This window comes from Micromonospora trifolii, assembly GCF_022229005.1.
GTDB lineage: Bacteria > Actinomycetota > Actinomycetes > Mycobacteriales > Micromonosporaceae > Micromonospora > Micromonospora trifolii.
The window spans coordinates 125,102-149,149 of sequence record NZ_JAKKFD010000005.1; the positions used below are offsets into that span (position 1 = coordinate 125,102).

The 24,048-nt window shown below is 70.4% G+C and carries 24 protein-coding genes and 2 riboswitches; of the genes, 11 read left to right on the plus strand and 13 right to left on the minus strand.

Annotation, left to right across the window (positions count from 1 at the left end; all coding sequences use genetic code 11):
- Positions 1-60: 60 nt before the first annotated feature.
- Positions 61-411, minus strand: coding sequence for a DUF1330 domain-containing protein (locus NIE79_RS04990; RefSeq protein ID WP_238677426.1), 351 nt, complete (start codon positions 409-411; stop codon positions 61-63).
- Between the two features lie 122 nt (positions 412-533).
- Positions 534-1,124 carry a TetR/AcrR family transcriptional regulator gene (locus NIE79_RS04995; protein ID WP_238677427.1) on the minus strand — a complete coding sequence of 197 codons (591 nt, stop codon included), beginning with the start codon at positions 1,122-1,124 and terminating at the stop codon, positions 534-536.
- 116 nt (positions 1,125-1,240) lie between these two features.
- Here NIE79_RS04995 and NIE79_RS05000 point away from each other — a divergent pair, with 116 nt between their 5' ends.
- A complete protein-coding gene (locus tag NIE79_RS05000) occupies positions 1,241-1,594 on the plus strand; it encodes a TraR/DksA family transcriptional regulator (RefSeq protein ID WP_238677428.1) in 354 nt (117 codons plus the stop codon).
- 46 nt (positions 1,595-1,640) lie between these two features.
- Here the strand turns inward: NIE79_RS05000 and NIE79_RS05005 are convergent, their stop codons facing one another.
- Positions 1,641-3,035, minus strand: a complete 1,395-nt coding sequence (locus NIE79_RS05005; RefSeq protein ID WP_238677429.1) for an FAD-dependent oxidoreductase — start codon at positions 3,033-3,035, stop codon at positions 1,641-1,643.
- A gap of 47 nt (positions 3,036-3,082) precedes the next feature.
- A complete protein-coding gene (locus tag NIE79_RS05010; RefSeq protein ID WP_238677430.1) occupies positions 3,083-3,580 on the minus strand; it encodes a GNAT family N-acetyltransferase in 498 nt (165 codons plus the stop codon).
- Between the two features lie 95 nt (positions 3,581-3,675).
- Between NIE79_RS05010 and NIE79_RS05015 the strand changes: the two genes are divergently transcribed.
- From NIE79_RS05015 to NIE79_RS05025, 3 genes are read left to right on the plus strand one after another with little or no spacing between them, the layout of a single operon-like run.
- Positions 3,676-4,029: an ArsR/SmtB family transcription factor gene (locus NIE79_RS05015; protein WP_238677431.1), complete on the plus strand. Its 354-nt coding sequence runs from the start codon at positions 3,676-3,678 to the stop codon at positions 4,027-4,029.
- Positions 4,026-5,117: an ACR3 family arsenite efflux transporter gene (gene arsB, locus NIE79_RS05020; protein WP_238677432.1), complete on the plus strand. Its 1,092-nt coding sequence runs from the start codon at positions 4,026-4,028 to the stop codon at positions 5,115-5,117. Before NIE79_RS05015 ends, arsB begins: the two co-directional genes overlap by 4 nt.
- 18 nt (positions 5,118-5,135) lie before the next feature.
- A complete protein-coding gene (locus NIE79_RS05025) occupies positions 5,136-5,576 on the plus strand; it encodes an arsenate reductase ArsC (protein WP_238677433.1) in 441 nt (146 codons plus the stop codon).
- Here the strand turns inward: NIE79_RS05025 and eno are convergent.
- The gene (eno, locus tag NIE79_RS05030; RefSeq protein ID WP_238677434.1) at positions 5,558-6,823 is read right to left on the minus strand and encodes a phosphopyruvate hydratase; all 1,266 of its coding nucleotides are present in this window, start codon (positions 6,821-6,823) and stop codon (positions 5,558-5,560) included. The two genes, NIE79_RS05025 and eno, sit on opposite strands and share 19 nt — an antisense overlap.
- 118 nt (positions 6,824-6,941) lie before the next feature.
- On the opposite strand from eno, the gene NIE79_RS05035 reads away from it, so the two are divergent.
- Positions 6,942-7,856 carry a MerR family transcriptional regulator gene (locus NIE79_RS05035; protein WP_238677435.1) on the plus strand — a complete coding sequence of 305 codons (915 nt, stop codon included), beginning with the start codon at positions 6,942-6,944 and terminating at the stop codon, positions 7,854-7,856.
- A 163-nt stretch (positions 7,857-8,019) separates the two neighbouring features.
- Here the strand turns inward: NIE79_RS05035 and NIE79_RS05040 are convergent, their stop codons facing one another.
- A complete protein-coding gene (locus NIE79_RS05040; protein WP_238677449.1) occupies positions 8,020-9,015 on the minus strand; it encodes a ribonucleotide-diphosphate reductase subunit beta in 996 nt (331 codons plus the stop codon).
- A 53-nt stretch (positions 9,016-9,068) separates the two neighbouring features.
- Positions 9,069-11,387 (minus strand): ribonucleoside-diphosphate reductase subunit alpha, encoded by a 2,319-nt coding sequence (locus tag NIE79_RS05045; protein WP_238677450.1) that lies wholly within the window; start codon positions 11,385-11,387, stop codon positions 9,069-9,071.
- Between the two features lie 192 nt (positions 11,388-11,579).
- Positions 11,580-11,796, minus strand: a riboswitch (cobalamin riboswitch).
- Positions 11,797-12,085: 289 nt separating this feature from the next.
- On the opposite strand from NIE79_RS05045, the gene NIE79_RS05050 reads away from it, so the two are divergent.
- Positions 12,086-13,483, plus strand: coding sequence for an enolase C-terminal domain-like protein (locus tag NIE79_RS05050; protein ID WP_238677436.1), 1,398 nt, complete (start codon positions 12,086-12,088; stop codon positions 13,481-13,483).
- Positions 13,484-13,490: 7 nt separating this feature from the next.
- Positions 13,491-14,213: a FadR/GntR family transcriptional regulator gene (locus tag NIE79_RS05055; protein WP_238677437.1), complete on the plus strand. Its 723-nt coding sequence runs from the start codon at positions 13,491-13,493 to the stop codon at positions 14,211-14,213.
- Between the two features lie 10 nt (positions 14,214-14,223).
- Here the strand turns inward: NIE79_RS05055 and NIE79_RS05060 are convergent, their stop codons facing one another.
- The 5 genes from NIE79_RS05060 to NIE79_RS05080 all read right to left on the minus strand — a co-directional run bounded on the left by NIE79_RS05060 (position 14,224) and on the right by NIE79_RS05080 (position 19,354).
- Positions 14,224-15,243 carry an aldo/keto reductase gene (locus NIE79_RS05060; protein ID WP_238677438.1) on the minus strand — a complete coding sequence of 340 codons (1,020 nt, stop codon included), beginning with the start codon at positions 15,241-15,243 and terminating at the stop codon, positions 14,224-14,226.
- Positions 15,240-16,058, minus strand: a complete 819-nt coding sequence (locus NIE79_RS05065) for an ATP-binding cassette domain-containing protein (RefSeq protein ID WP_238677439.1) — start codon at positions 16,056-16,058, stop codon at positions 15,240-15,242. The genes NIE79_RS05060 and NIE79_RS05065 overlap by 4 nt, the downstream gene beginning before the upstream one ends.
- Positions 16,058-17,110, minus strand: a complete 1,053-nt coding sequence (locus NIE79_RS05070; protein ID WP_238677440.1) for an ABC transporter substrate-binding protein — start codon at positions 17,108-17,110, stop codon at positions 16,058-16,060. Before NIE79_RS05070 ends, NIE79_RS05065 begins: the two co-directional genes overlap by 1 nt.
- Before the next feature lie 40 nt (positions 17,111-17,150).
- Entirely contained in the window at positions 17,151-18,158 is a 1,008-nt protein-coding gene (locus tag NIE79_RS05075; protein ID WP_091406814.1) for an ABC transporter permease, read from the minus strand.
- A gap of 317 nt (positions 18,159-18,475) precedes the next feature.
- On the minus strand, positions 18,476-19,354 hold the full coding sequence (locus tag NIE79_RS05080) for an amidohydrolase family protein (protein ID WP_238677441.1): 879 nt from the start codon (positions 19,352-19,354) through the stop codon (positions 18,476-18,478).
- A 317-nt stretch (positions 19,355-19,671) separates the two neighbouring features.
- Positions 19,672-19,749: riboswitch (cobalamin riboswitch) on the plus strand.
- 58 nt (positions 19,750-19,807) lie between these two features.
- On the opposite strand from NIE79_RS05080, the gene NIE79_RS05085 reads away from it, so the two are divergent.
- The 3 genes from NIE79_RS05085 to NIE79_RS05095 are packed head-to-tail and all read left to right on the plus strand — an operon-like array spanning position 19,808 to position 21,368.
- Positions 19,808-20,011 (plus strand): CbtB domain-containing protein, encoded by a 204-nt coding sequence (locus NIE79_RS05085; protein ID WP_238677442.1) that lies wholly within the window; start codon positions 19,808-19,810, stop codon positions 20,009-20,011.
- Positions 20,002-20,775, plus strand: coding sequence for a CbtA family protein (locus NIE79_RS05090; RefSeq protein ID WP_238677443.1), 774 nt, complete (start codon positions 20,002-20,004; stop codon positions 20,773-20,775). The genes NIE79_RS05085 and NIE79_RS05090 overlap by 10 nt, the downstream gene beginning before the upstream one ends.
- Positions 20,772-21,368 carry a histidine phosphatase family protein gene (locus NIE79_RS05095; RefSeq protein WP_238677444.1) on the plus strand — a complete coding sequence of 199 codons (597 nt, stop codon included), beginning with the start codon at positions 20,772-20,774 and terminating at the stop codon, positions 21,366-21,368. Before NIE79_RS05090 ends, NIE79_RS05095 begins: the two co-directional genes overlap by 4 nt.
- 79 nt (positions 21,369-21,447) lie before the next feature.
- Here NIE79_RS05095 and NIE79_RS05100 read toward each other — a convergent pair whose 3' ends face one another.
- Positions 21,448-22,950 (minus strand): MFS transporter, encoded by a 1,503-nt coding sequence (locus NIE79_RS05100; protein ID WP_238677445.1) that lies wholly within the window; start codon positions 22,948-22,950, stop codon positions 21,448-21,450.
- Between the two features lie 179 nt (positions 22,951-23,129).
- On the opposite strand from NIE79_RS05100, the gene NIE79_RS05105 reads away from it, so the two are divergent.
- Positions 23,130-23,762 carry a TetR family transcriptional regulator gene (locus NIE79_RS05105; RefSeq protein ID WP_238677446.1) on the plus strand — a complete coding sequence of 211 codons (633 nt, stop codon included), beginning with the start codon at positions 23,130-23,132 and terminating at the stop codon, positions 23,760-23,762.
- Positions 23,763-24,048: the final 286 nt, after the last annotated feature.

Genomic DNA, 24,048 nt, shown 5'->3' on the forward strand with positions numbered 1-24,048 from the left:
ATCCCCGCGCACGGCACGGCGTGCGCGGGGATCGCGGTACGGCAGGTCAGCGGGTGCTGGTCACTGGCCGAGCAGGGTCCGGATCTGACGCGCGTAGCCGGCCACCGTGAAGTCCGGGCCGACGGAGTCCACCAGGACCAGGTCGTTGATGGTGTGATCGACGCGTAGCGACAGGATCGCCTGGTACTCGGGCGAGTTGTACCAGGCCTTGGCGGTTTCCGCGTCCGGGAACTCGATCAGCACGACCGAACCGGGCCAACTGCCCTCAAGGACCTGCACGTCGGCGTCCAGAACGAGCCACTTGGCGCCGTACGCCTCGGTGGTGGCCTGCACCTGCTCGAGGTATCGCAGGGACTCCTCGGTCGGCACTCCGCCGGGAATACGCAGATGGTTGATCAGGTAGGTGCTCATGTCTCACTCCTCAGTGCGGGTGCTGCTTCCCGGTCGAAGGCGTACGACCGGTCGTCTTGGATTGGATAAACGTCGCGCCGGGTGGGACGACGCGGCCTGTCACCGCTGGGATCGGACGCGGGTCAGGTGAGGATCCGGGCCGTGGTGATCGTGAAGAATTCGTGGAGGGCGGCCGGGTCACCGGATGCCTTCGCCCGCGCTGCCGCGCCCTCGTAGCTGGAGACGACGAAGCCGGCGAGATCACTGGCGGGTTCGTCGCCGTGCAGTTCACCGGCAGCCCGCGCTTGCTCGATCGCCCTGGCGAGCGCGGCGACCCAGCGGCCGAAGCCGGCGTCGACGGCGTTTCGCAGAACATCGCTGTGCGCCGGGATCTCGGTGGCGAAGTTGCCGAGAAGGCACCCACGATCACCCATGGTGTCGCTGAGGCCGGTGATGTATCTCAGGTGAGCGGTGATCCGCTCAAGCGGCGTGGCACCCTGCTTCTCGTCGAGCATCTCCAGCCCCATCGCTGCGGAGTATCTCGCCACCGAGTCGAGGGCGAGGTCTTCCTTGCTGGCGAAGTGGTTGTAGAAGGTGCCCTTGGGCGCCCCGGCTGCGGCGACGATGTCCTGGACACTCGTGCCGTTGTAGCCCCGCAGGTGGAACAGGTCCAACGCCGCGTCGGACAACCGTTGCCGGGTCCCGGCGGAGGCCGGTGACTTCGATCGTGGCATCTTGTGGCACTCCTCTCGCCCGGGTTCCGGCTGACTGACAAACACCACAATATGACCGGTCGTCTCGAAATGCCAGTGATGTGACCGCTGTCATCCCCCAGTACTGTGGAACGGCCATGAACAGGGATTCCAGCGCAATCCGCGACGAGTTGCTGCGGCTACGTGAGCAGACCGAGGCTCAGGCCACCGCCTTGGACGGCGACCTGCGGAGCCTCTTCGAGGCGTCCCGCTCGTCCAATGCCGATGACGAACACGACCCGGAGGGCAGCACTATCGCCTTCGAACGTGCGCAGCTCACCGCCGTCCTGGACGCCACGCGCCGACGCCTGGCCGAGCTGGACGTCGCGCTGAAACGGGTCGACGACGGCAGCTACGGCGTGTGCGAACGGTGCTCCCGTCCGATTCCCGCCGAGCGGCTCGTCGCCCGCCCGTCAGCACGTACGTGTGTGGCCTGTGCCAGCCGGCGGTGACGGCGCCCGTCGACCACGAGGGCGGCGGGCACCGTCGTACCGGTGATCAGCTGGCGCAACAACCCCGCGCGGGCGCGGCGTCGAGGGCGACGAGGCTGATTGGCGCGGACCGCAGCCCTCCGGAGACGCCGGTGGACAGTCCACGCCCCGTCGGTTGCGGTCCGCAGCAGTCGTCGCCGCTCGCCGAGACGGCGGAGTCACTGCTGCACACACCGGTGGCGGGCAGGTCGAGCTGGACGTCACGGGCGGCGGCCCAGTCACCGGCCAGCGCGGCGACCACGGAGCGGACCTGCTCGTAGCCGGTGGCCATGAGAAACGTCGGCGCCCGGCCGTAGGACTTCATACCGACGGCGTAGTAGCCCTGCTCCGGGTGGGCGAGCACGTCCACGCCGTGCGGCGGCACGGTGCCGCAGGAGTGCTCGTTGGGGTCGATCAGCGGGGCCAGGGCACGGGTGGCGCCCAGTACCGGGTCGAGGTCCAGCCGCAGCTCGGCGGCGATGCTGTGGTCGGGGCGGAATCCCGTGGCCGCGACCACACGGTCGACGGTGATCGACTCGGCGCTGCCGTGGCCGTGCCGCAGGACCACACTCACCCGGCCGTCCGTCGGGGTGAGCGCCCGCACGGAGAAGCCGGTGAGCAGCCGGATCCGTCCGGCGTCGACGTGCGCGCGCAGCCGAGCGCCGAGCGCGCCCCGCGCCGGGAGGGCGTCGGCGTCCCCGCCGCCGTAGGTACGCGTCGGCGCGGCGGCCCGGATGGCCCAGGTCACCTCGGTGCCGGGCTCGACGGCGGCCAGGTCCGCCAGGGACAGCAGGGTGTTCGCGGCGGAGTGACCGGCGCCGACCACCAGTGTGTGCCGGCCGACGAACCGGCCCCGGTCGGCGCCGAGGACGTCCGGCAGCGCGTGCTCCAGGTACGCCGCCGCGTCGGCCTCCCCTCGCGCACGCAGACCGGACGCGCCGAGGACGTTCGGCGTGCCCCAGGTGCCGGAGGCGTCGATGACGGCGCGGGCGAGCAGTTCGTCGCCGTCGGCGAGGTGGAGCAGGAACGGTGCCGTGTCGCGCCCGGCGGTACGCAGCCGGTCGAGGCCGAGCCGGCTGATCGCCTCGACGCGTGCCCCGTACCGCAGGTGTGGCTTCAGTTGTGGCAGCTGCGCGAGGGGCCGGAGGTAGTCGTCGACCAGCTCCGCGCCGGTGGGCAGTGCCTGTGGGTCGGGGGCGACCCAACCGGCCTCGTCGAGGAGCCGACGGGCGGCCGGGTCGATGTTGTAACGCCACGGCGAGAAGACCCGCACGTGCCCCCACTGGCGTACCGCGGCACCGGGGGTGTCGCCGGCTTCGCGGACGGTGAAGGGCAGCCCGCGTTCGTGCAGGTGCGCGGCGGCGGCGAGACCGGTCGGGCCGGCGCCGATGACGACGGTGGGAAGGTCGTCCAGAGCATTCATCAGTGGGCTCCTCGGTGTGGTGGCCCGTTCCTGGGGGCCGCGGCTGGTCAGGTGATGGCGGGGCTGCGACGTTCCAGCAGGACGACGTCGCGCCAGCGGCCGTGGTGGCGACCGACCCGCTCGCGTACGCCGATGACCCGGAAGCCGGCCCGCTGGTGGAGGGTGAGGCTGGCGGTGTTCTCCGGGAAGACTCCGGACTGGATGGTCCAGATGCCGGCGGCCTCGGTGGAGACGATCAGCGCGGCCAGCAGCAGCCGGGCGATGCCCCGGCCCTGGGCGGCCGGGTCCACGTAGACGGAGTGTTCGACCACTCCGGCATAGACCGCGCGGGCCGAGGTCGGCGAGACGGCGATCCAGCCGAGAACCGCTCCGTCGGTGTCGACGGCCACGAAGCGGTGCGCGCTCAGACGTGCGGCGTCGAACGCCGCCCAGGTCGGGGCGGTGATCTCGAAGCTGGCATTGCCGGCGTGCAGACCGGCCTGGTAGATCGCCAGGACCCGGTCGGCGTCGGCGGGGGTCATGGGGCGCACTGTGATGTCGGCCATCAGCGGGTTGCCTCCCGGAAGAGATCAGGGGACTGTCTCGACGTCCATCGAATCAGACGGTTGCACACTGATTAGAGAGATGTCAACCTAGAAGAATGTCGAATCAAGCAGGTCCGGCCATGGACGTGCCGTGCTGCCTCCCGCTGGCTGAGCGACGCGTACCGGCCGAGGCCGCCGCGGTGCTCGCGCCCGCGTTCAAGGCCCTCGGCGACCCGGTGCGGCTGCAACTGCTGTCGATGATCGCGTCCGCCGAGAGCGGAGAGATCTGCGTCTGCGACCTGACCCCCGCGTTCGACCTGACCGGTCCGACCATCTCGCACCACCTCAGGACGCTGCGCGAGGCGGGGCTGGTCGACGCCGAGCGTCGGGGCACCTGGGTCTACTACCGTGCACGGCCGGGCATCCTGCGCCAGCTCGCCGCACTGCTCACCGTGGCGCCGGCGACATGACGGCGACCGTCCAGAGCGACCCGGCCGAGAGCGCCGTCGGCGGCCGCCTGTCCCGACTCGACCAGTTCCTTCCCGTCTGGATCGGGCTGGCGATGGTCGCCGGCCTGCTCCTGGGTCGGCTGATCCCCGGGCTGAACAGCGTCCTGGACGCGGTGCAGATCGGCGGGATCTCGCTACCGATCGCGGTCGGTCTGCTGGTCATGATGTACCCGGTGTTGGCGAAGGTCCGCTACGACCGGCTCGACACCGTCACCGGCGACCGCCGGCTCCTGATCTCCTCGCTGGTCCTCAACTGGCTCGTCGGCCCCGCCGTGATGTTCGCCCTGGCCTGGATCTTCCTGGCCGACCAACCCGCCTACCGCACCGGCCTGATCATCGTCGGCCTGGCCCGCTGCATCGCCATGGTCATCATCTGGAACGACCTCGCCTGCGGCGATCGGGAGGCCGCCGCCGTCCTGGTCGCGCTCAACTCCGTCTTCCAGGTCGTCGCCTTCGGCCTGCTCGGCTGGTTCTACCTCTCCGTGCTCCCGCAGTGGCTGGGGCTGCCCGGCGCCGAGCTGACGATTTCGGCCTGGGACATCGCCGCCAATGTGCTCATCTTCCTCGGCATCCCGCTGCTCGCCGGCTACCTGACCCGCCGTCTCGGCGAGCGCGCCAAGGGCCGTACCTGGTACGAAGCCCGCTTCCTGCCCCGCATCGGCCCGGCCGCCCTCTACGGGCTGCTGTTCACGATCGTGATCCTGTTCGCCCTGCAAGGCGACGCCATCACCAGCCGACCCCTGGACGTCGTCCGCATCGCCCTGCCACTGCTCGTGTACTTCGCCCTCATGTGGGCCGGTTCCTACGCCCTCGGCCGGGCCATCGGCCTCGGCTACCAACGCACCACCACGCTGGCGTTCACCGCCGCCGGCAACAACTTCGAACTCGCCATCGCCGTCGCGATCGGCACCTTCGGCGTCACCTCCGGCCAAGCCCTCGCCGGAGTCGTCGGCCCGTTGATCGAGGTGCCCGTCCTGGTCGGGCTCGTCTACGTCTCCCTGTGGGCGCGCCGCCGCTTCTTCACTCCCCCGCAATCCGCGACCGCGTAACCGGAAGGCAACCCCGACATGAGCGACAGACCCAGCGTCCTGTTCGTCTGCGTCCACAACGCCGGCCGCTCCCAGATGGCCGCCGGCTGGCTACGCCACCTCGCCGGCGACACCGTCGAGGTCCGCTCCGCCGGCTCCGCGCCCGCCGAGACGATCAACCCCGCCGCCGTGCAGGCCATGCGCGAGGTCGGCATCGACATCACCGACCAGACCCCCAAACTTCTGGAGTACGCGACAGCGGAGTCGTCCGACGTCATCGTGACGATGGGCTGCGGCGACACCTGCCCGGTCTTCCCCGGCAAGCGCTACGAGGACTGGAACCTCGACGACCCGGCCGGCAAGGGCGTCGACGCCGTCCGCCCGATCCGTGACGAGATCCGGGGCCGGGTGGAGAAGCTCCTCACCGCGCTGAACCTCGCCACCCGACCGGAACACAGCCCTCAGCGGCCTCCGGCGTAGCTGCCACGCTCGCCCAACTCCTCCTCGATGCGGATGAGCTGGTTGTACTTGGCCGTGCGGTCGGAGCGCGACAGCGATCCGGTCTTGATCTGACCGCAGCCGACGGCCACGGCCAGATCGGCGATGGTGGTGTCCTCGGTCTCCCCGGATCGGTGCGACATCACCACCCGGTACCCCGCCTTGTGCGCGGCGTCCACCGTCGCCAGCGTCTCGGTGAGGGTGCCGATCTGGTTGACCTTGACCAGGATCGCGTTGGCGTAGCCGCCGTCGATCCCGTCGCGCAGCCGGTCGACGTCGGTGCAGAAGACGTCGTCACCGACCAGCTGCACGCGCTCCCCCGCCACCGCCGTGAGCCGCTTCCAGCCGGCGATGTCGTCCTCGGCCATCGGATCCTCGATCGAGCTGATCGGGTACCGGGAGACCAGGTCGAGCAGGTAGTCGATGTGCTCGTCGACGGTGCGCTGGCGTCCCTCGCCGACGTAGTCGTAGACGCCCGCGTGGAAGAACTCCGAGCTGGCCGGGTCGAGGCAGATCAGCATGTCGACGCCGGGCTGGTAACCGGTGTCCTCGATGGCGCGCAGCACGAAGCGCAGTGCCTCGTCGGCGTCCGTGACGTTCGGCGCGAAGCCGCCCTCGTCTCCGACGTTGGTGTTGTGCCCGGCGGCGGCCAGGGACGCCTTGAGGGTGTGGAAGACCTCCGTGCCCATCCGGACCGCCTCGGCGAACGTCTGCGCCCCCACCGGGGCGATCATGAACTCCTGGAAGTCGAGCGGATTGTCGGCGTGCGCGCCACCGTTGATGATGTTCATCATCGGCACCGGTAGCAGGCGGGCGCCGACGCCACCGACGTAGCGGTACAGCGGCTGCCGGTGCGCTAGGGCCGCCGCCTTCGCCGTCGCCAGCGACACCGCCAGGATTGCGTTGGCGCCCAGTCGACCCTTGTCCTTGGAACCGTCGAGAGCGATCATCGTCTCGTCGATCAGGGCCTGGTCCTCCGCGTCGAGCCCGAGCACCGCGTCGGCGATCTCGCCGTTGACCGCGGCGACGGCCCTGCTGACGCCCTTGCCGTGAAAACGCGCCCGGTCCCCGTCGCGCAGCTCGACCGCCTCGTTCGCCCCCGTGGACGCGCCGGATGGCACGGCCGCCCGGCCGGTCGACCCGTCGGCGAGGACCACGTCGGCCTCCACCGTCGGGTTGCCCCTGCTGTCGAGGATCTGCCGAGCCCACACCCGACTGATTGCCGTCATCACACACTCCCTGTTCAAGCTGCCTTTTCGCAGCCAGACTGGCAGGAATCGGCGCCCCTGACACCGCGACGATGGACACGTTGACCCGTACCCCGGGGTGCGGGTTTAGGGTCGCGGGATGCGGGTGGGTGAGTTGGCACGACGGACCGGAACCACGGTCCGGGCACTGCGGTACTACGAGTCGGCCGGGCTGGTCGTACCCCGGCGGCTGAGCAACGGCTACCGGGAGTACGACCCCATCGCCGTGCGGCTGGTGGCGCAGATCCGCGAGCTGATGGCGCTCGGCCTCACCGTGGAGGAGACCCGCCCGTTCGTCGAGTCGATCGCCGATGGTTCCGACGACACCGACGTGTGCGCGGCGGCGGTGGCCACGTACCGCAGCACCATCACCAACCTGCAGGAACGGATCGGCAAGTTGACCGCCCAGCGCGACGCGCTGGACGCGCGCCTGGACGCCGCCGCGACCCAGGTCGTACCCGGAAGTCCCGCCGAAGGCGCCGACCCCACCGCGCTGGTCGGCGTCAGATTGCCACCGCTGTCCTTCTACGGCACCGACGGCCGCCCCGTCGATCTCGGCGCGCTCGGCACCGGTCGCAGCGTCATCTTCGTCTACCCACTGACCGGACGACCGGGCGTCGACCTGCCCAACGGGCTGTTGGAGATCCACGGCGCCCGGGGCAGCACCGAGCAGGCCGCCTGGTTCCGCGACCACCACGCGGAGATCCGCGCGGCCGGTGCCGCCCGGGTGTACGGCCTGTCCGCGCAGTCGACCGGGTACCAGCGGGAACTCGCGCACCGGCTGCGGCTGCCCTACCCGCTGATCCCCGACCCGAGGCTGACCCTCGCCGACGCGCTGCGTCTGCCGACCCGCACCGCGGGCGACATGACGCTCTACGAGCGGCTGACCCTGATCGTCGCCGACGGCGAGGTCGAACACGTCTTCCACCCGATCCCGGACCCGGCATCGCACCCCCTGCACGTGATGCGGTGGCTCACCAAGCGACGCCAGGCCCCCGGATCGGTCGCCGCCTAGAAGTCGTCGTCGAACGCGACGGTGCGCAACCCCGCAGCGCCTCCCTTCCCCGCGATCTTGCACTTCCTGTCGCGACATAAAAGAGCATTGCGCGCATATCGGCGACCGAAGCTGCAAGATCGGCGTGGACGGGGCGTTGCAACGCGTGGGCCGCGGTCGCTGCCTAGAAGTCGTCGTCGAAGGCGACGGTGCCGGTCACCCCGACCTGGTACGCCGACACCCGCCGCTCGAAGAAGTTGGACAGCTCCTGCACGTCCTGCAACTCCATGAAGCCGAACGGGTTGCTCGACCCGTAGTGCGGCGCGATGCCGAGCTGGGCGAGGCGGCGGTCCGCGACGTGCTGGAGGTACTCCCGCATGTCGGCCAACGTCAGACCGGGCACACCGTGGCCCACCAGGTCCTCGGCGAACTGCACCTCACACTCGACGGCCTCGGTGAGCATCCGGCGAACCTGGTCGGCGAGGTCGTCGTCGAACAGGTCCGGCTCCTCGGCGCGGACGGTGTCGACGACGTCGAACGCGAACGCCATGTGCATGGACTCGTCGCGGAACACCCAGTTGGTGCCCGAGGCGAGGCCGTGCAGCAGGCCACGGGAACGCAGGAAGTAGACGTACGCGAACGCGCCGTAGAAGAACAAGCCTTCGATGCAGGCGGCGAAGCAGATCAGGTTGAGCAGGAACGTCCGTCGGTCCTCGCGGGACCGAAGCTCCCGCAGGTCGTTCAGCGAGTCGATCCACCGGAAGCAGAACTCGGCCTTACGTCGGATCGAGGGGATGTTCTCGATGGCCGCGAAGGCCTCGAAGCGCTCCGCCTCGTCGGGCACGTACGTGTCGAGCAGGTTCAGGTAGAACTGGACGTGCACCGCCTCCTCGAACAGCTGGCGGGACAGGTACAGACGGCCCTCCGGGCTGTTGACGTGCTGGTAGAGGTTGAGCACCAGGTTGTTGGCGACGATCGTGTCACCGGTGGCGAAGAACGCCACCAGGCGGCTGACCAGGTGCCGTTCGGCCGGCGACAGCTTGTCCAGGTCGGCGAGGTCGGCGTGCAGGTCGACCTCCTCGACAGTCCAGGTGTTGCGGATCGCGTCGCGGAACCTGTCGAAGAAGTGCGGGTAGCGCATCGGGCGGAGAGTCAGGTCCATCCCGGGGTCGAGCAGCATGTGCGTGGTCCTCGTGTCGGTGGTGCCGGCGTCGGTGATGGTTTCGGCGGGGGTCACTGGCAGGCCTCGCACGACTCGGGGTTCTCCAGCGAGCAGGCCAGCGCCTCCGCGTCGACGACGACGGGTGCGACAGCGCTGACGGTGGCCTGCTGGATCCGCGTGGCGGGGCGCGAGCGCAGGTAGTAGGTGGTCTTCAGGCCGGCCTTCCAGGCGTACAGGTACATCGAGGAGAGCTTGCCGATGGTCGGCGCGGCCAGGAACAGGTTCAGCGACTGGGACTGGTCGATGAACGGGGCGCGGGCGGCGGCCAGGTCGATCAGCGCCCGCTGCGGCAGCTCCCACGCGGTGCGGAACAGCTCCCGTACGCCGGCCGGCAGCTCGGCGATGTCCTGCACCGACCCCTCCGCGCGCTTGATCGCCGAACGGATCCGCTCGGTCCACAGACCGCGGGCCTTCAGCTCGCGTACCAGAGCGGTGTTGACCTGGAGGAACTCCCCCGACAGGGTCTCGCGCTTGAACAGGTTGGACACCTGCGGCTCGATGCACTCGTAACACCCGGCGATCGAGGCGATTGTCGCCGTCGGCGCGACCGCCACCAGCAGCGAGTTGCGCAGCCCGTACGCCTCGACCCGCTCGCGCAGCGCGTCCCACCGCGCGGTCTGCGTACCCTCGACACCCCACAGGTCGGGCTGGAGCTGGCCCCGCGCGGCCCGGGTCTGCGGGTACGCCGGGTGCGCGCCGAAGTCGCGCGCCAGCTCGGCGGAGGTCTCCAGCGCGGTCAGGTACAGCTCCTCGCTGATCCGGGTGGACAGCTCCCGGGCGGCCGGCGAGTCGAACGGAAGCCGCAGCGCGAAGAAGGCGTCCTGCAGGCCCATCAGCCCGAGCCCCACCGGTCGCCAGCGCGGGTTGCTCGCCGCCGCCTGCGCGGTCGGGTAGTAGTTGATGTCGATGACCCGGTCGAGGAACGTCACAGCGGTCCGCACCGTGGCGCGCAGTCGCTCCCAGTCGATGCCGCCAGCGGTCAGGTGGGCGGCGAGGTTCACCGAGCCGAGGTTGCACACGGCGGTCTCGGCGTCGCTGGACACTTCGACGATCTCGGTGCAGAGGTTGGACAGGTGCACCACGTTGCCCGGCTCGGCGGTCTGGTTGCAGAGCCGGTTGGCGGCGTCCTTGAAGGTCATCCAACCGTTGCCGGTCTGGGCGAGAGTCCGCATCATCTTCCCGTACAGCTCCCGCGCCGGGACCTGCCGCACGTAGCGCCCCTGCGCCTCGGCCTCCCGGTACGCGGCGTCGAACCGCTCCCCCCACAGGTCGGGCAGCTCGGGCACCTCGTGCGGGTCGAACAGCGACCACAGCTCGTCGGCCTCGACCCGGCGCATGAACTCGTCCGGGATCCAGTTGGCCAGGTTGAGGTTGTGGGTGCGCCGGGCGTCCTCGCCGGTGTTGTCCCGCAGTTGCAGGAACTCCTCGATGTCCGGGTGCCACGGCTCCAGGTAGACGCAGGCCGCGCCCTTGCGCCGGCCACCCTGGTTCACCGCGGCGACGCTCGCGTCCAGCGTGCGCAGCCACGGCACGATCCCGTTGGACTGCCCGTTCGTGCCCCGGATCAGCGCGCCCCGGGAACGGACCCGGGAGTACGCGATGCCGATGCCACCGGCGAACTTGGACAGGTTGGCGACCTGGGCGTACCGCTGGTAGATCGAGTCCAGCTCGTCGAGCGGGGAGTCGACCAGATAGCAGGACGACATCTGGGTGTGCCGGGTACCGGAGTTGAACAAGGTCGGTGAGCTGGGCAGGTAGGCCAGGCTGGACATCAGCCGGTAGAAGTCGACCGCCTCGTCGGCCGTCCGGGACAGGCCGCAGGCCACCCGCAGCAGCCAGTACTGCGGGGTCTCCAACACCAGGCGGCTGGTGGGGTGGCGCAGCAGGTAGCGGTCGTACACCGTGCGCAGGCCGAAGTACTCGAACCGGCGATCGCCGTCCGGGTCGATGGCGTGGTCCAGCGTCGCGGCGTGTGCGGCGACGAACGCGGCGGTGTCGTCACCGATCAGGCCCTCGGCGTGGCCGACGCGGATGGCCGCGCTGAACGAGGTGATGCCCTGTCGACGCACCTCCTTGTCGACGTAGCCGGCCAGCAGCCGCGCGGCGAGGCGCGAGTACTGCGGCTCCTCGCCGATCATCTCGGCGGCGGTCTGGATGGACAGCCGGTCCAGTTCGGCAGTGGTCGCGCCGTCGTAGAGGCCGCTGATGGTGCGGGTGGCCACCCGCATCGGGTCGACGTCGGTCAGGTCGTCGGCCCACCGCTCGACCGCCCGGACGATCTTGTTCACGTCCACGGGTTCGGTGCCGCCGTCGCGCTTGCGGACCTGCATCGGCGCCCGCCGCACTGTCGCGTCGCCGCTGGCCGGGACTACCTCGGTGACTGTCACCACTCGCTCCTCGGAGTTCGAGACCTGGTGGCCCGGACGCGAGGAGACAGACACCGACGGACGCCACGCCAGCCCGGCGTGGGTCAGGTGGCGTCAGCCGTCCCACGCGGCCTCGGACCGCCGCCCACCCGGGTGCGGGTACGCGGCGCGCTGGCAGGTCTTCGGACTCGCGGGCACGACCGGGCTCGCCGGTCTCCTACTGGCCGTCGCTTCCCAGGCCGATTGGTGGCCCAGTGCTGATGACGGCTGTCGTTCCCACTCACCGCTGCGGGACAGTCCCGGATTTCCACCGGGTTCCCTGTTGCCTCGACCGCTCCGGGTGAGCGGCCGAACCAGCTGCGCTCGACACCATATATAGGGACGCAGCCGTTGTCACACCCCACATGTCGGTCTCGGGCGTGTCGGCGCCGGCTCGGTGACCACCGTCACCAACCCGGCCGAGCACGTCACGCCAACCCGTCGCGGGCCACTGCTACCCACACCCGCCGACGGGCACTATGGACGGCGACGCGGATCAACGCGCCCTGCCAAACATCATATGTCTGCGGGCCCGCAGTGATCGACATCGTTGACGCGCCGAGACGGCCCTCCGTATACTCCCAGTGATCATCTGATCTTTAGCCTAACGGGGCGAGGAGCGCATGCCGCAGATCACTGCCGTCACCGTCGAAGACGTCCGCTTCCCCACCTCCCTGACCGCCGACGGGTCAGACGCCATGAACAAGGACGGCGACTACTCGGCGGCCTACGTCATCCTGCACACCGACGGCGTCGACGGCGCTGGCGCGCCACTCGCGGGGCACGGCCTGACCTTCACCATCGGTCGCGGCAACGACATCGTCGCGGCGGCGGCAGTCCACCAGGCACAGCTCCTGGTGGGCCTGGACGTGGCGACGATGGCAGCGGACATGGGCGCGGTCTACCGCCTCCTCACCTCCGACTCGCAACTGCGCTGGCTCGGTCCGGAGAAGGGTGTCGTCCACCTGTCCCTCGCCGCCGTGTTGAACGCGTCATGGGACCTGGTCGCCCGGGTCGCCGACAAGCCACTGTGGCGGCTGCTCGTCGACATGTCCCCCGAGCAACTCGTCGACATCGCGGACCTGCGCTACCTGTCCGACGCGCTGACCCGCGACGAGGCACTGGCCATCCTGCGGGCCAAGGAAAGCACGAAGGCCACCCGACTCGCCGAACTCGACCGGACCGGCTACCCCGCCTACACCACCTCGGCGGGCTGGCTCGGCTACGGCGACGACAAGCTGCGCCGACTGTGCCAGGAGGCGGTGGACACCGGCTACGGCTACGTCAAGCTCAAGGTGGGCGCCAACCTCGACGACGACATCCGCCGATGCGCGATCGCACGGGAGATCCTCGGGCCCGATCGCAACCTGATGATCGACGCCAACCAGGTGTGGGACGTCGGCCAGGCCATCGACTGGGTCACCGCCCTCGCCCAGTTCACACCACTGTGGATCGAGGAACCGACCAGCCCCGACGACATCCTGGGCCACGCGGCCGTCCGCCGCGCCGTCGCTCCGATCGGCGTCGCCACCGGCGAACACTGCCACAACCGGGTGATGTTCAAGCAACTGTTCCAGGCCGAGGCCATCGACTTCTGCCAGCTCGACACCGGCAGGCTGGCCAGCATCAACGAGATCGTCGCCGTACTGCTGCTCGCCGCCAAGTTCGACGTCCCGGTGTGCCCGCACGCCGGCGGTGTCGGGCTGTGCGAGATGGTCCAACACGTGTCGGTGCTCGACTACGTCGCGATCTCAGGGGACCTCACCAACCGGGTCACCGAGTTCGTCGACCACCTGCACGAGCACTTCACCGATCCGTGCATCATCCGGGACACCGGTTCCGGCAGCGGATACGTCCTGCCCAGCCAGCCCGGCTACTCCACCCGGATGCGTCAGGAGTCGGTGGCGCTCTACCGGTTTCCCGACGGCCACTACTGGGGCGCGACAGACCCGACTACCGTGTCATCTCCGGAGGCGGCGTACGTGATCGCGGGTGGGAAGGCCACCCCCGCCGGCCGTTAGGGGGATCATGTCTCGCACTGACGAAGTGGTCAACGGCATCAAGCGGATGATCCTCGAAGGGCAGTTCCGGCCCGGGGACCGGCTGCCCATCGAGAAGGACCTCGCCGAGCAGCTCGGCGTCTCGCGGGGGTCCCTGCGCGAGGGGATGTCGGCGCTGTCCATCCTCGGCATCGTCAACATTCGCCAGGGCGACGGCACCTACGTCACCAACCTCGACGCGCCACAACTGCTGGCCCCGATGGGTTTCGTGGTGGACTTCCAGGGCCAGGGCGACCCCCGGCACATCCACACCGTTCGCCGTCTGCTGGAGTGCGAGGCCGCCTGCCTGGCGGCGACCAGGATCACCGACGAGGCCCTGGCCCAGGCGGGTGACCTGCTCGACGAGGCGGCCCGGCTGGTCGGCCAGTCATCGCCGGACCACGAGCGGATCATGGAGATCGACATAGCCTTCCACCGGATCATCGCGGTGCACGCCGAGAATCCGGTGCTCGTCGGCCTGATCGAAGCCTTCGCCGGGCGCACCATTCGCGGCCGGCTCTGGCGGAGCCTGCACGAGGAGGGCGCGGACCTGCGCACCCACGACGAACACGTGGCGATCCTGAAGGCCCTCGTGGCGCGCGACCCGGAGCGGGCCCGCACCCGGATGGCCAACCACCTGATCGGTGTGGAGGAGTCGTTGCAGGGGTTACCCGACGACGCCGACGCGAGCATCGAGGCGGCCCGGTCGTGACCGCCGGCCCTCATGGCTGCACGTCGAGCAGCCCCTCGTCGTACAGCGCCGTCCAGAGCTGATCCGGGACGTCGACGTCGGATCGGCGCAGGGTCTCGGTCGCCTGGGTCTCGTCCCGCATGCCGACGACCGTCGAGACCACGGCCGGGTGGCGGCGGACGAACGCCAACGCCGCCTGGGGCAGCGTGACGCCGTACATCTGACAGACCCGCGCTATCCGGCGGGCCTGGTCGATCACCTCTGCCGGTGCCTGCTGGTAGTCGTAGACGGCGTCGGTCGGTGGCATGTCCCGGGCCAGCAGCCCGGAGTTGTAGACCCCGGCGATCACCACACCGACGTGGCGGGCCTGCGCGACGGGCAGCAGGTCGGTCAACGCGCCCTGCTCCAGCAGGGTGTACCGGCCGGCGCACATCACCACGTCCACGTCGGTCTCCGCCACGAAGCGGGCTAGCATCGCGGACTGGTTCATCCCCGCCCCGACGGCGCCGATCACGCCCTGTTCCCGCAGCTCCACCAACGCTGGGATCGCCTCGTGCGCGGCCTGCTCCCAGTGCTCGTCCGGGTCGTGCAGATACACCACGTCGATCCGGTCCAGGCCGGTGCGCCGGAGGCTCGCCTCCAGCGAGCGGCGCACGCCGTCGCGGCTGAAGTCCCAGACCCGGCGATGGTCGGCGGGAACGTCGAACCCCTCCGGGTCCCGCTGGTGTGCCGTCTCCGGTGACGGCACGAGCAGCCGGCCGACCTTCGTCGACACCGCGTATTCGCCGCGCGGGCGGGAGCGCAGGGCCGCGCCCAGGCGCCGTTCGGACAGGCCCAGACCGTAGTGCGGTGCCGTGTCGAAGTATCGGATGCCGCCTGCCCACGCGGTGTCCACGGCGGCGGCGAACTGCTCGTCCGACGTCGCCCGGTACAGATTGCCGCCCTGCGAGGCGCCGAACCCCAGTGGGCTCAGCGGCAGCGGCGACCCGACGCCGTTCGAGGTCACCCGACGAGCGGGATCCTGCGCGCCCCGCTGGACGGCAGCCGTCACCGCTCGTCCCGTTCCACGTTGGTGCTGCCGGTCATCGCCGCGACCAGGTCGTCGGTGGTGACCTCGTCGGCGCGGAGTTGGGCCGCGCGCCGGCCGAGGCGCAGCACCTCGACCCGGTCGGCGATCTCGAGCACCTGTGGCATGTTGTGGCTCACCAGCACCACCGACATGCCGGCGTCACGGGCACGCCGGACGACGTCGAGCACCCGCCCGGTCTGGACCACGCCCAGGGCCGCGGTGGGCTCGTCGAGGATGACCACGTTGGTCGCCCAGATGATGGCGCGGGCCACCGCCACGCACTGCCGCTGCCCACCGGAGAGCATCGCGATCGGGGTGGTGACCCGGGGGATCCGTACGCCGAGTTCGTCGAGGGCGGCGGCGGCGCCCTGGCGCATGGCGCGCTTGTCCAACAGGCCGAGCCGACCGAGTGGTCCGGAGCGGAGGATCTCCCGGCCGAGATAGAGGTTGGCGGCCACGCTGAGGTCGTCGGCGACGGCGAGGTCCTGGTAGACGGTCTCCACCCCGGCCCGTCGGGCATCGACCGGAGTGGAGAACTGGACCGGGCGGCCGCCGACCCGGATCTCGCCCTCGTCCGGCGGATGCACACCGGACAGGGTCTTGATCAGGGTGCTCTTGCCGGCGCCGTTGTCACCGATCAGCGCGACGACCTCACCCCGGCGGACTGTGAAGTCCGCGCCTCGCAGCGCCTCGACGTGCCCGAACCGCTTGACGATGCCGCGAGCCTCGAGGACCGGCGGTTCCGTGTCGGTGGGTTGCCGATCGCTGTCGGCGGTGGCCGTTGGGATGCCGCCCATCACTGCACCGGCGGGTTGGCGCAGCTGGGCTCGAGCACCGCCTTGATCTCCGCCGAGTCGATGTTCTCCTTGGTGACGAACGTGACGCCGGTGTCGGCCGATGCCAGCGGCGCCTTGTCCCGGAGGTGCTTGACCATCTTGTCGACGCCGAAGTAGCCCATCTTGAACGGGTTCTGCACGACCAGCGCCGAGATCTGGCCGTTGCGCACCCCGGCGATCTCGTCCGGGGCCGCGTCCCAGCCGATGATGACCACCTTGCCGGACTTGCCGGCCGCCTGGATGGCCTGGGCGGCCCCGAGCACGCTCGGCTCGTTGGCCGCGAAGACGCCGGCGAGCTTGGGGTTGGCGGTGAGGATGTTCTCGGTGACCCGTCGGGCCTCGTTGACGTCACTGCGGCTGGGCTGCTGGCCGACCAGCTTCAGGTTGGGGTACTGGGCGAGGCCGGCCTTGAAGCCGTCGACCCGCTCGGTGTTGGTCTGCGATCCGGGCTGGAACTCGACGAGCGCCACCTCGTGGTTGCCGGGGCCGAGTTCGGTGGCGAGCAGTTTCGCCGCCTCGGTCGCCGACGCACGGTTGTCGGTGGCGAAGAGGGGCACATTCGACGGCTGCGGGCTGGTGCCGGAGTCGATCATGGCGACCGGGATGTTGGCGCTGAGTGCCTTGTCGGTGGCCGGTGCCAGCGCGCTGGAGTCCGTCGCCGCGTAGACGATGCCGTCGACCTTCTTGGTGACGAAGTTCTGGATCAGGTTGACCTGGCCCTCGACGTCGGTCTCGGTGGTCACCCCGTCCCACTGGACGGTGACGTCCCCCGCCCGTTGCGCGGCGCACTCGGCGCCCGCCTTGACCGTGTTCCAGTAGTCGGCCCCGACCGCCTTGGGTACGACGGCGAGCTTCAACGGGCCGCTCGCGTCCTTGGTCGCGCCGTCGCCGCCGTCACGGACCTCGACGCCTCCGCAGGCGCTGAGCAGAGCGGTCGCCGCGGCCGCGGCCAGGATCGCCTGCGCGCGCAGGAGTCGTCCTCGCGTCGGCCGGCTGGTGGTGGTGTGTGCCATGGTGTGTGTCCTTCCTCGTTCGGACTCTCGGAATGGCATGTCAACCCCGTGATTCGAGCCGCCGGCGGCGGTACTGGTCGAAGTAGACGGCGGCCCAGATGATCACGCCGACGATCACCTGCTGGTAGTGGATGCTGATGTCGAGCAGGACGGCGCCGTTGCGGACCAGGGCGATGAGGAACGCGCCGATGATGGTCCCGACGATCCGGCCCTGCCCGCCGAACAGGCTGGCGCCGCCGATGACAGCGGCGGCGATGACGTCGAGCTCCAGCGAGATTCCGTAGTTGGGCTGGCCGGAGTTGACCCGGGACGCGGCGATCATGCCGCCCAGCCCGACCAGCACGCCGGCCAGCACGTACACACCGGTCAGGTGCCGCCCGACCCGGATGCCGGAGCGGCGGGCCGCCTCCAGATTGGAGCCCATCGCGTAGGTGTACTGGCCGAAGCGGGTCTGGGAGAGCAGGAAGGCGACCCCGACGGCGACCAGGACGGTGATCACCACGGCGAACGGAATGCCGAGGATCTGCCCGTTGCCGAGCAGTTGGAAGGATCGGGGCAGGCCGTAGACGCCGACCGCTCCGGTGATGATGAAGACGAGGCCGCGGCCCACGGACATCGTCCCGAGGGTCGCGATGAACGGCGGTATCCGGGCCACCGTCACCAGCAGCCCGTTCAACAGCCCGGCCAGCGCGCCGACGCCGATCGCGACCGCCGTCGCCGCCCAGAGCGAGAAGCCGAGGTCGCGCACGACCATCGCGCCCAGCACGCCGGCGAGCGCGGCGACCGACCCCACGGACAGGTCGATGCCCTTCGTGATGATGACCATCGTCTGGGCCGTGGCGATGATGGCGATCACCGCCGTCTGGGCCCCGATGTTGAAGAGGTTGTCCGCTGTCAGGAAGTACGGACTCGCGAAGGTCAGGGCGATGAACAGGACGACCAACGCGGTCGCGGCGGTGAACTCGGAGACGGCGTGGGAGATCCGTTCCCGGAACCAGTCGCTGAGTTCGCCGCGCTGCGTGCCGGCGGTTGCCTCGGCGCTACTCATCGTCGGACCTGACCTCCCCAAGCGCGGCGCCGGCGCCCGACGGGGACCCGTCGACGAGCCGAACGCCTGTGAGCGACCGACCCGCTCGGATGGCAGTGCCGGCTGGCGCCGCACACCCGATGGAGATAGGTCGGATGTTTCCCACGATCAGGCGTTACCTTGCCACGCATTCACGTATGTTGCCAAGGTCTTGCCGGCATGTTTTGCCATCGTTACCTGCACCACCGAAGGCATACGTCAGACCACATCGGCATCGGCTGCCGTCGCTAGCATGTTATCGATAACCTGCTATGTCCCCAGTACGGAAGCCGTTGCGCTCAGGAAGGGGCCAGCCGGTAGACCCGGCCGGCTGTCCGGCGCCAGATCGCCGACCGCTCGTCGTCGGACAGCGGTTCCAGCAGGTCACCGAGGACGGTGACCCAGCGGGTGTACGAGGTGGCGAGCAGGCACACCGGCCAGTCCGAGCCGAACATCAGCCGATCCGGCCCGAACACGTCCAGGGCGTGCTCGACCGCGGGCCGCAAGTCGGCCGTCGTCCAGGACCCGCCATCCACTTCGGTCACCAGGCCGGAGAGCTTCGCCGTCGTGTTGGGCTCGGCCGCGAGCGCCCGCAGGTCGCGCCGCCAGTCACCGAGATCGGCGCGCCCGAGCGGCGGCTTGCCGAGGTGGTTCAGGACGAACCGCACCTGGGGCAGGTCGCGGACGAGCCGGGTGGCCGCCGGCAGTTGACGATGGCGCACCAGGAGGTCGAAGGCGAGGCCGGCGACGCCGACAGTGGCGATGCCCCGCCGCACGTCGGGGCGGTCGAGATAGGTCGGGTCGGGTTCGGACTGCACCAGGTGGCGTATCCCGACCAACCGTTCCCCACCGCGCGCCCTGCGTAGTCGGGCGAGGCGGCGGTCGACATCGGCGGCGGTGAGGTCGACCCAGCCGACGACCCCGGCGATGAGGGGGTCGTCGGCCGCGATGCCGAGCAACTCGGGCGTCTCCGACCGAACGGCGACGGACTGCACGACAACGGTCTGGGTGACCCCGGCGGCCCGGGTCGCCGGGGCGAGCTCGACCGGCGTGAAGTCGCCGTCGATCGCGGCCATGGTGTGCGGATCGATCCAGGGCTGCGGGTGCCGCGCCCGGACCCAGAGGTGATGATGCGCGTCCACGATGCCCGGTCGTCGCGCGACCTCGCCGGTCGTCACCGGACCCGCCCTGGCGCCTTCTCGCCCACCCCACACCCCGCCCAGCCGCTGATCGAACCCCCCGGGTCGACCCGGAGCCACAGAGTCGATCTGGCAGGTTGACCATGTTAGCGGTAACAGACTGTTGTTGAGTGCCGGAACGCGCGCCACGAAAGGCTTGCGGCAGTGTCGCCTTTTGGTCTGACGAATCCGCTGGCACCTGCCGCTGGTCCGCCTCATTGACGTACCGGTGTCGGTACGCGTTCGGGGCGCGCAGCCCGGGTTGACCGCCTGAGGCGGCACCGATACCGTCGACCCACTATCTGCGGCGACGCGAGGGAAGCCGGTGTGAATCCGGCGCGGTCGCGCCACTGTGAGCGGTTCCCCACCACAACGGGGGCCGCGAGCCAGGACGCTCGGTCGTCCGCAGCCTTGCGATGGGGACGCGTCATCCCTGGGGAGGTTCGTGTATTCATGTCTAGCTCCGCTTCCAGCCAGCCGGTGGTGCACCCCGCTGGCAGTGCCCGTCTGCTGTGGACGGCCCTGGCGACCGTTGCCGCGCTCACCCTGCTGGCGTACCTCGTCGCCTTCGACCAGGGGGCGGTGTCGCGCAGCGGGATGTACCTGCACGAGCTGATGCACGACGGCAGGCACCTGCTGGGCGTCCCGTGCCACTGAACACCACCACCACTCCCCCGTTCGTCGCCGTCCTCGTTCGCGGGCTGCTGGCCGGCCTGATCGCCGGCCTGCTCGCCGGGGCGTTCGCGTACGTCGCCGGCGAACCACACGTCGAGGCAGCCATCGCCATCGAGGAGGCGGCGTCGCACGCCGATCCCGCCACCGCTGGTGCGCACGATCACGAGGACGCCCTGGTCAGCCGCACGGGTCAGCGCGGCGGCCTATTCCTGGCCACCGGCCTGTTCGGGGCCGCGATGGGTGGGCTGCTGGCCACGGCGTACGTCCTGCTGTCCCGGCGGCGGCGCGGCGACGACGACGGGCGGTCGGGTCTGCTGCTGGCCGGCGCGGCGTTGCTCGGCGCGGTGATCGTGCCCTTCCTCAAGTACCCGGCGAACCCGCCGGCGGTCGGCGACCCGGCCACCATCAACCAACGGACCGTCACCTACCTGTTGATGGTGGTGCTCGGGCTGGTGGCCGTGTGGGCCGGCTCGCTGGGTTACCGGTCGGTCGGTGCCCAGGCGCCGACGTGGTTGCGCGCCGCCGCGGCCGTGGGCGGGTTCCTGCTGGTCACGGCAGTGTCGTACGTGGTGATGCCGTCCTTCCAGGAGGTTCCGGCGGACTTCCCGGCGACCCTGCTGTGGAGTTTCCGACTGGCCTCGCTCGGCACCCAGGTCGTGCTCTGGACCGGCATCGGCCTGCTGTTCGCGGCCCTGATGCACCACGAGCGGCGTCGCCGGGCCGGCACCGCACTGCCGAGCACGTGACCGGCACCAGCCTCCAGCTGGTCGCCCACGGTCACACCGCCGCTCTGCGCCGGGCCCACTTCGGCGGCGCCGACGACGGCCTGGACGAGGGTGGCCTGCGTGCCGCGCTCGCCCAGGCCCAGGCGGGCGCAGACCGACACGGGCCCCTCGGCGTGAACGCCACCTGCCTGTCCAGCCCCGCATCGGCCGCCCGCCAGACCGCCGACGCCTTCGGCCTGCTGCCGACGATCGAGACGGCGTTGGCCGACTGCGACTACGGGGACTGGTCCGGGCGGTCGCTTGCGGAGATCGCTGACACGCAGCCGCAGGCGCTGCACGACTGGCTGTCCGCACCGGCTTCCGCGCCGCACGGCGGGGAGTCCGTCACGGCCGTGCGGGATCGGGTCGGCAGCTGGCTGGACGAGCAGCACCGGGCCGGCGGGCGCGTCATCGCTGTCACCCACCTACTGGTGATCCGGGTCGCTGTGGTGCACGCCCTCGGCCTTCCGATGGCAACGTACCGGCAGGTGGACGTGGAACCCCTGGCCGTCGTCCGGCTGACGAGCCAGGGCGCGCGCTGGCAGCTTCGACTGGGCGGGTCGCGAGCAGCCTGAGGTCGCACCGAACGGCGCGGGCCGCGCCCACCAGCAGTGGACACGGCCCGCGCTCGTTCGACGACGGTCAGCCGCCTGCTCAGTGGTGCCGGTGGGGCAGGTGCAGCTCGACCGGCTCGGGCGGAAGGTCGTCGACACCGGCGGCGACGGCCTGCTCGTGACGGCGACGCGCCGAGGGCAGGGCGAGTGCCGCGACGACCGCCAGGACCGCGACGCCAGCGCACACCCAGAAGCCGGCGGTGAACGCCGTGTCGGTGGGAAGCCCCGCAGGGGTGCTGTTCGACGTGATGACGGCCGCCACGACCGCCGCGCCGATGCTGCTGCCGATGGTGCGGGCGATGGTGTTGACGCCGCTCGCCTCACCGGTCTGCCCGGCCGGGACGCTCTCGATGATGGCGTTGGACATCGCCGCGAACGCCAGGCCGATGCCGGCGCCGGTGAGCACCCCGGAGAGCAGCACCTGCCAGGTCGCGCCGTGCGCGAGCGCCGGCAGCGCGAAGGCGACGACGACAGCGACAGTGCCGAGGAACATCGGAACCTTGGGACCGAAGCGCCGGTCCAGCAGGCCCGCGAGCGGACCGAAGACCACCATCATCAGGACGGTGGGCAGCAGGAACAGGCCCGCCTGGGACACCGTCTTGCCGAACCCGTACCCGGTCGCGGCGGGAAGTTGCAGCAGGGTCGGTACCAGCACGAACGTCCCGAACATCGCGAACCCGAGGATCAGGGCGACGAGGTCGGTGGCCCAGACACCACGGATCCGCATCAGGCGCATGTCGATGAGCGGCTCGCGTACCCGTAGCTCGACCCGCACGAACACCACCATCGCGACCGCACCGAGCAGGAACAGGCCAATGGTCTTCGGCTCGGTCCAGCCCCAGCCCTGCCCCTTGCTCACGGCCAGCAGCAACGAGACCAGCGACACCGACAGGATGCCCGCGCCGAGCATGTCCAGCCGCCCGGGCGTGCGGACCCGCGACTCGGGCATCCCGAAGATGGCCCCGAGCAGCGCGACGACGACGAGGACCAGCGGCAGCCAGAACAGCCAGTGCCACGACAGGTGCTCCACGATCGGGCCCGCGGCCACGATGCCCACACCGGCGCCGACACCGAAGATCGCCGACAGCAGGCCGACGGTGACACCGACCTTCTCCCGGGGCAGTTGGTCGCGGACGATGCCGATCGACAGCGGCAGGATCGCGCCGGCGGCCCCCTGGAGCGCCCGCGCGACGATCAGCACTGTCAGGTTGGGAGCCAGGGCAGCGAGCAGGGTGCCCGCGGCGAGGGCCGCGAGGACGCCGATGAGGACCCGACGCTTGCCGACCATGTCACCGAGACGTCCGAGAATGGGCGTCAGCACCGAGGCGGCCAACAGGTACGCCGTGAGCACCCAGCTGATGTCCCCGGTCGAGACGCCCAGGTCCCTTCCGATGGTGGACAGCGCGGGCGCCACCAGCGACTGGAGCACCGCGAACGCCAGGCCACCGAGTGACAGGTACAGCACCAGAAGGGTGCTGTTGGCGCGCGGGGCGGCGCCGGACGCGGAGCCGAGGTCTGTCGGCTCCTCGATGGTGTGGGTCATGAAATCCCCGAACTAGATGTAAACGTTTGCTGACTTAGCCAGTATGCGCAGCCGGAGGGCCATGTCAACAGTCGTTTACGTCACCCTCGCATCGCACCGGACCTTGCAGTCGGCAGAAAGTCAACATATGTTTACTTGTCAGCCCCGAGGCCGAGCCAGAGCGACAGAGAGGACGCGTCGTGACAGCAGAACCGCCTGTCCCCGCGACCGGTGACACCGCCGGCGAACCGGCCCAGCGTCGCCGTCGGGACGCGGCCGAGACCCGGCAACTCCTGCTCGACGCCGCCCGCCAGCGCTTCGCCCGGGACGGCTACGCCGCCACCACCGTCCGCGACATCGCCGACGACGCGGGCGTCAACGTGGCGCTCATCAGCCGCTACTTCACGTCGAAGGAGGGCCTGTTCGAGGCGTGCCTGCGAGCAGCGGGCGACGAACTGCGCCGAACGACAGGTCAGACGCCCGCCGACCGGGTGCCCGAGGCCATCGCCCGGCACATCGCCGACCTCGGCGCGGCGGGTCTGTCGAGCCAACTCTCACTGCTGTTGCGGTCCTCCGGTGACGCGGGGGCCGACGAGATCCGGCGCGGCGTCCTGGTCCGTTCCAGCGAACAACTGGCGGCGGCTCGCGGGTGGCGTCCCGGCGAACCGGGCAGCGAACAACTCCTGCTCCGCGCCCAGATGGCCCTCGCCGCCGGCATCGGGGTCGCGGTGCTGCGATCGTCGATCCAGCTGCAACCGCTGAGTTCCGCCACCGAACAGGACCTGGTCGGTCCGCTGCGTGACCTGGTCGACGCGCTGCTCCCACCGCACTGAGGCCGTTGCGGCGTGGGGCGGGCCGTGATCACGGCCCGCCCCACGCGGCTGTACCTGTCCCGGCTCGGTGCTAGCCGGTGACGGTGAACGGTCGGGACACCTTCGTCGCCGGCGGGGGGCCGGGGAGAGTGACGCAGGGGGCGCCCGCCCTAGCGCGGCACGGAACGGTGACGCGCGCCCCGGTGATGCGTCGGTCACCGGGCGCGGGGGCGGCGGAAGCCGGCACCCCCGGCCCGGAGGCGCGCGGGAGCGCCTCGGTGGGGGGGGAACCGGAAACGGGAGCTGG

Bases quoted from the DNA above. Each gene is read 5' to 3' on its own strand.
- NIE79_RS04990 (WP_238677426.1), bottom strand. From the start codon at position 411: ATGAGCACCTACCTGATCAACCATCTGCGTATTCCCGGCGGAGTGCCG.
- NIE79_RS04995 (WP_238677427.1), bottom strand. From the start codon at position 1,124: ATGCCACGATCGAAGTCACCGGCCTCCGCCGGGACCCGGCAACGGTTG.
- NIE79_RS05000 (WP_238677428.1), top strand. From the start codon at position 1,241: ATGAACAGGGATTCCAGCGCAATCCGCGACGAGTTGCTGCGGCTACGT.
- NIE79_RS05005 (WP_238677429.1), bottom strand. From the start codon at position 3,035: ATGAATGCTCTGGACGACCTTCCCACCGTCGTCATCGGCGCCGGCCCG.
- NIE79_RS05010 (WP_238677430.1), bottom strand. From the start codon at position 3,580: ATGGCCGACATCACAGTGCGCCCCATGACCCCCGCCGACGCCGACCGG.
- NIE79_RS05015 (WP_238677431.1), top strand. From the start codon at position 3,676: ATGTCGAATCAAGCAGGTCCGGCCATGGACGTGCCGTGCTGCCTCCCG.
- arsB (WP_238677432.1), top strand. From the start codon at position 4,026: ATGACGGCGACCGTCCAGAGCGACCCGGCCGAGAGCGCCGTCGGCGGC.
- NIE79_RS05025 (WP_238677433.1), top strand. From the start codon at position 5,136: ATGAGCGACAGACCCAGCGTCCTGTTCGTCTGCGTCCACAACGCCGGC.
- eno (WP_238677434.1), bottom strand. From the start codon at position 6,823: ATGACGGCAATCAGTCGGGTGTGGGCTCGGCAGATCCTCGACAGCAGG.
- NIE79_RS05035 (WP_238677435.1), top strand. From the start codon at position 6,942: ATGCGGGTGGGTGAGTTGGCACGACGGACCGGAACCACGGTCCGGGCA.
- NIE79_RS05040 (WP_238677449.1), bottom strand. From the start codon at position 9,015: ATGCTGCTCGACCCCGGGATGGACCTGACTCTCCGCCCGATGCGCTAC.
- NIE79_RS05045 (WP_238677450.1), bottom strand. From the start codon at position 11,387: ATGCAGGTCCGCAAGCGCGACGGCGGCACCGAACCCGTGGACGTGAAC.
- NIE79_RS05050 (WP_238677436.1), top strand. From the start codon at position 12,086: ATGCCGCAGATCACTGCCGTCACCGTCGAAGACGTCCGCTTCCCCACC.
- NIE79_RS05055 (WP_238677437.1), top strand. From the start codon at position 13,491: ATGTCTCGCACTGACGAAGTGGTCAACGGCATCAAGCGGATGATCCTC.
- NIE79_RS05065 (WP_238677439.1), bottom strand. From the start codon at position 16,058: ATGGGCGGCATCCCAACGGCCACCGCCGACAGCGATCGGCAACCCACC.
- NIE79_RS05070 (WP_238677440.1), bottom strand. From the start codon at position 17,110: ATGGCACACACCACCACCAGCCGGCCGACGCGAGGACGACTCCTGCGC.
- NIE79_RS05075 (WP_091406814.1), bottom strand. From the start codon at position 18,158: ATGAGTAGCGCCGAGGCAACCGCCGGCACGCAGCGCGGCGAACTCAGC.
- NIE79_RS05085 (WP_238677442.1), top strand. From the start codon at position 19,808: ATGTCTAGCTCCGCTTCCAGCCAGCCGGTGGTGCACCCCGCTGGCAGT.
- NIE79_RS05100 (WP_238677445.1), bottom strand. From the start codon at position 22,950: ATGACCCACACCATCGAGGAGCCGACAGACCTCGGCTCCGCGTCCGGC.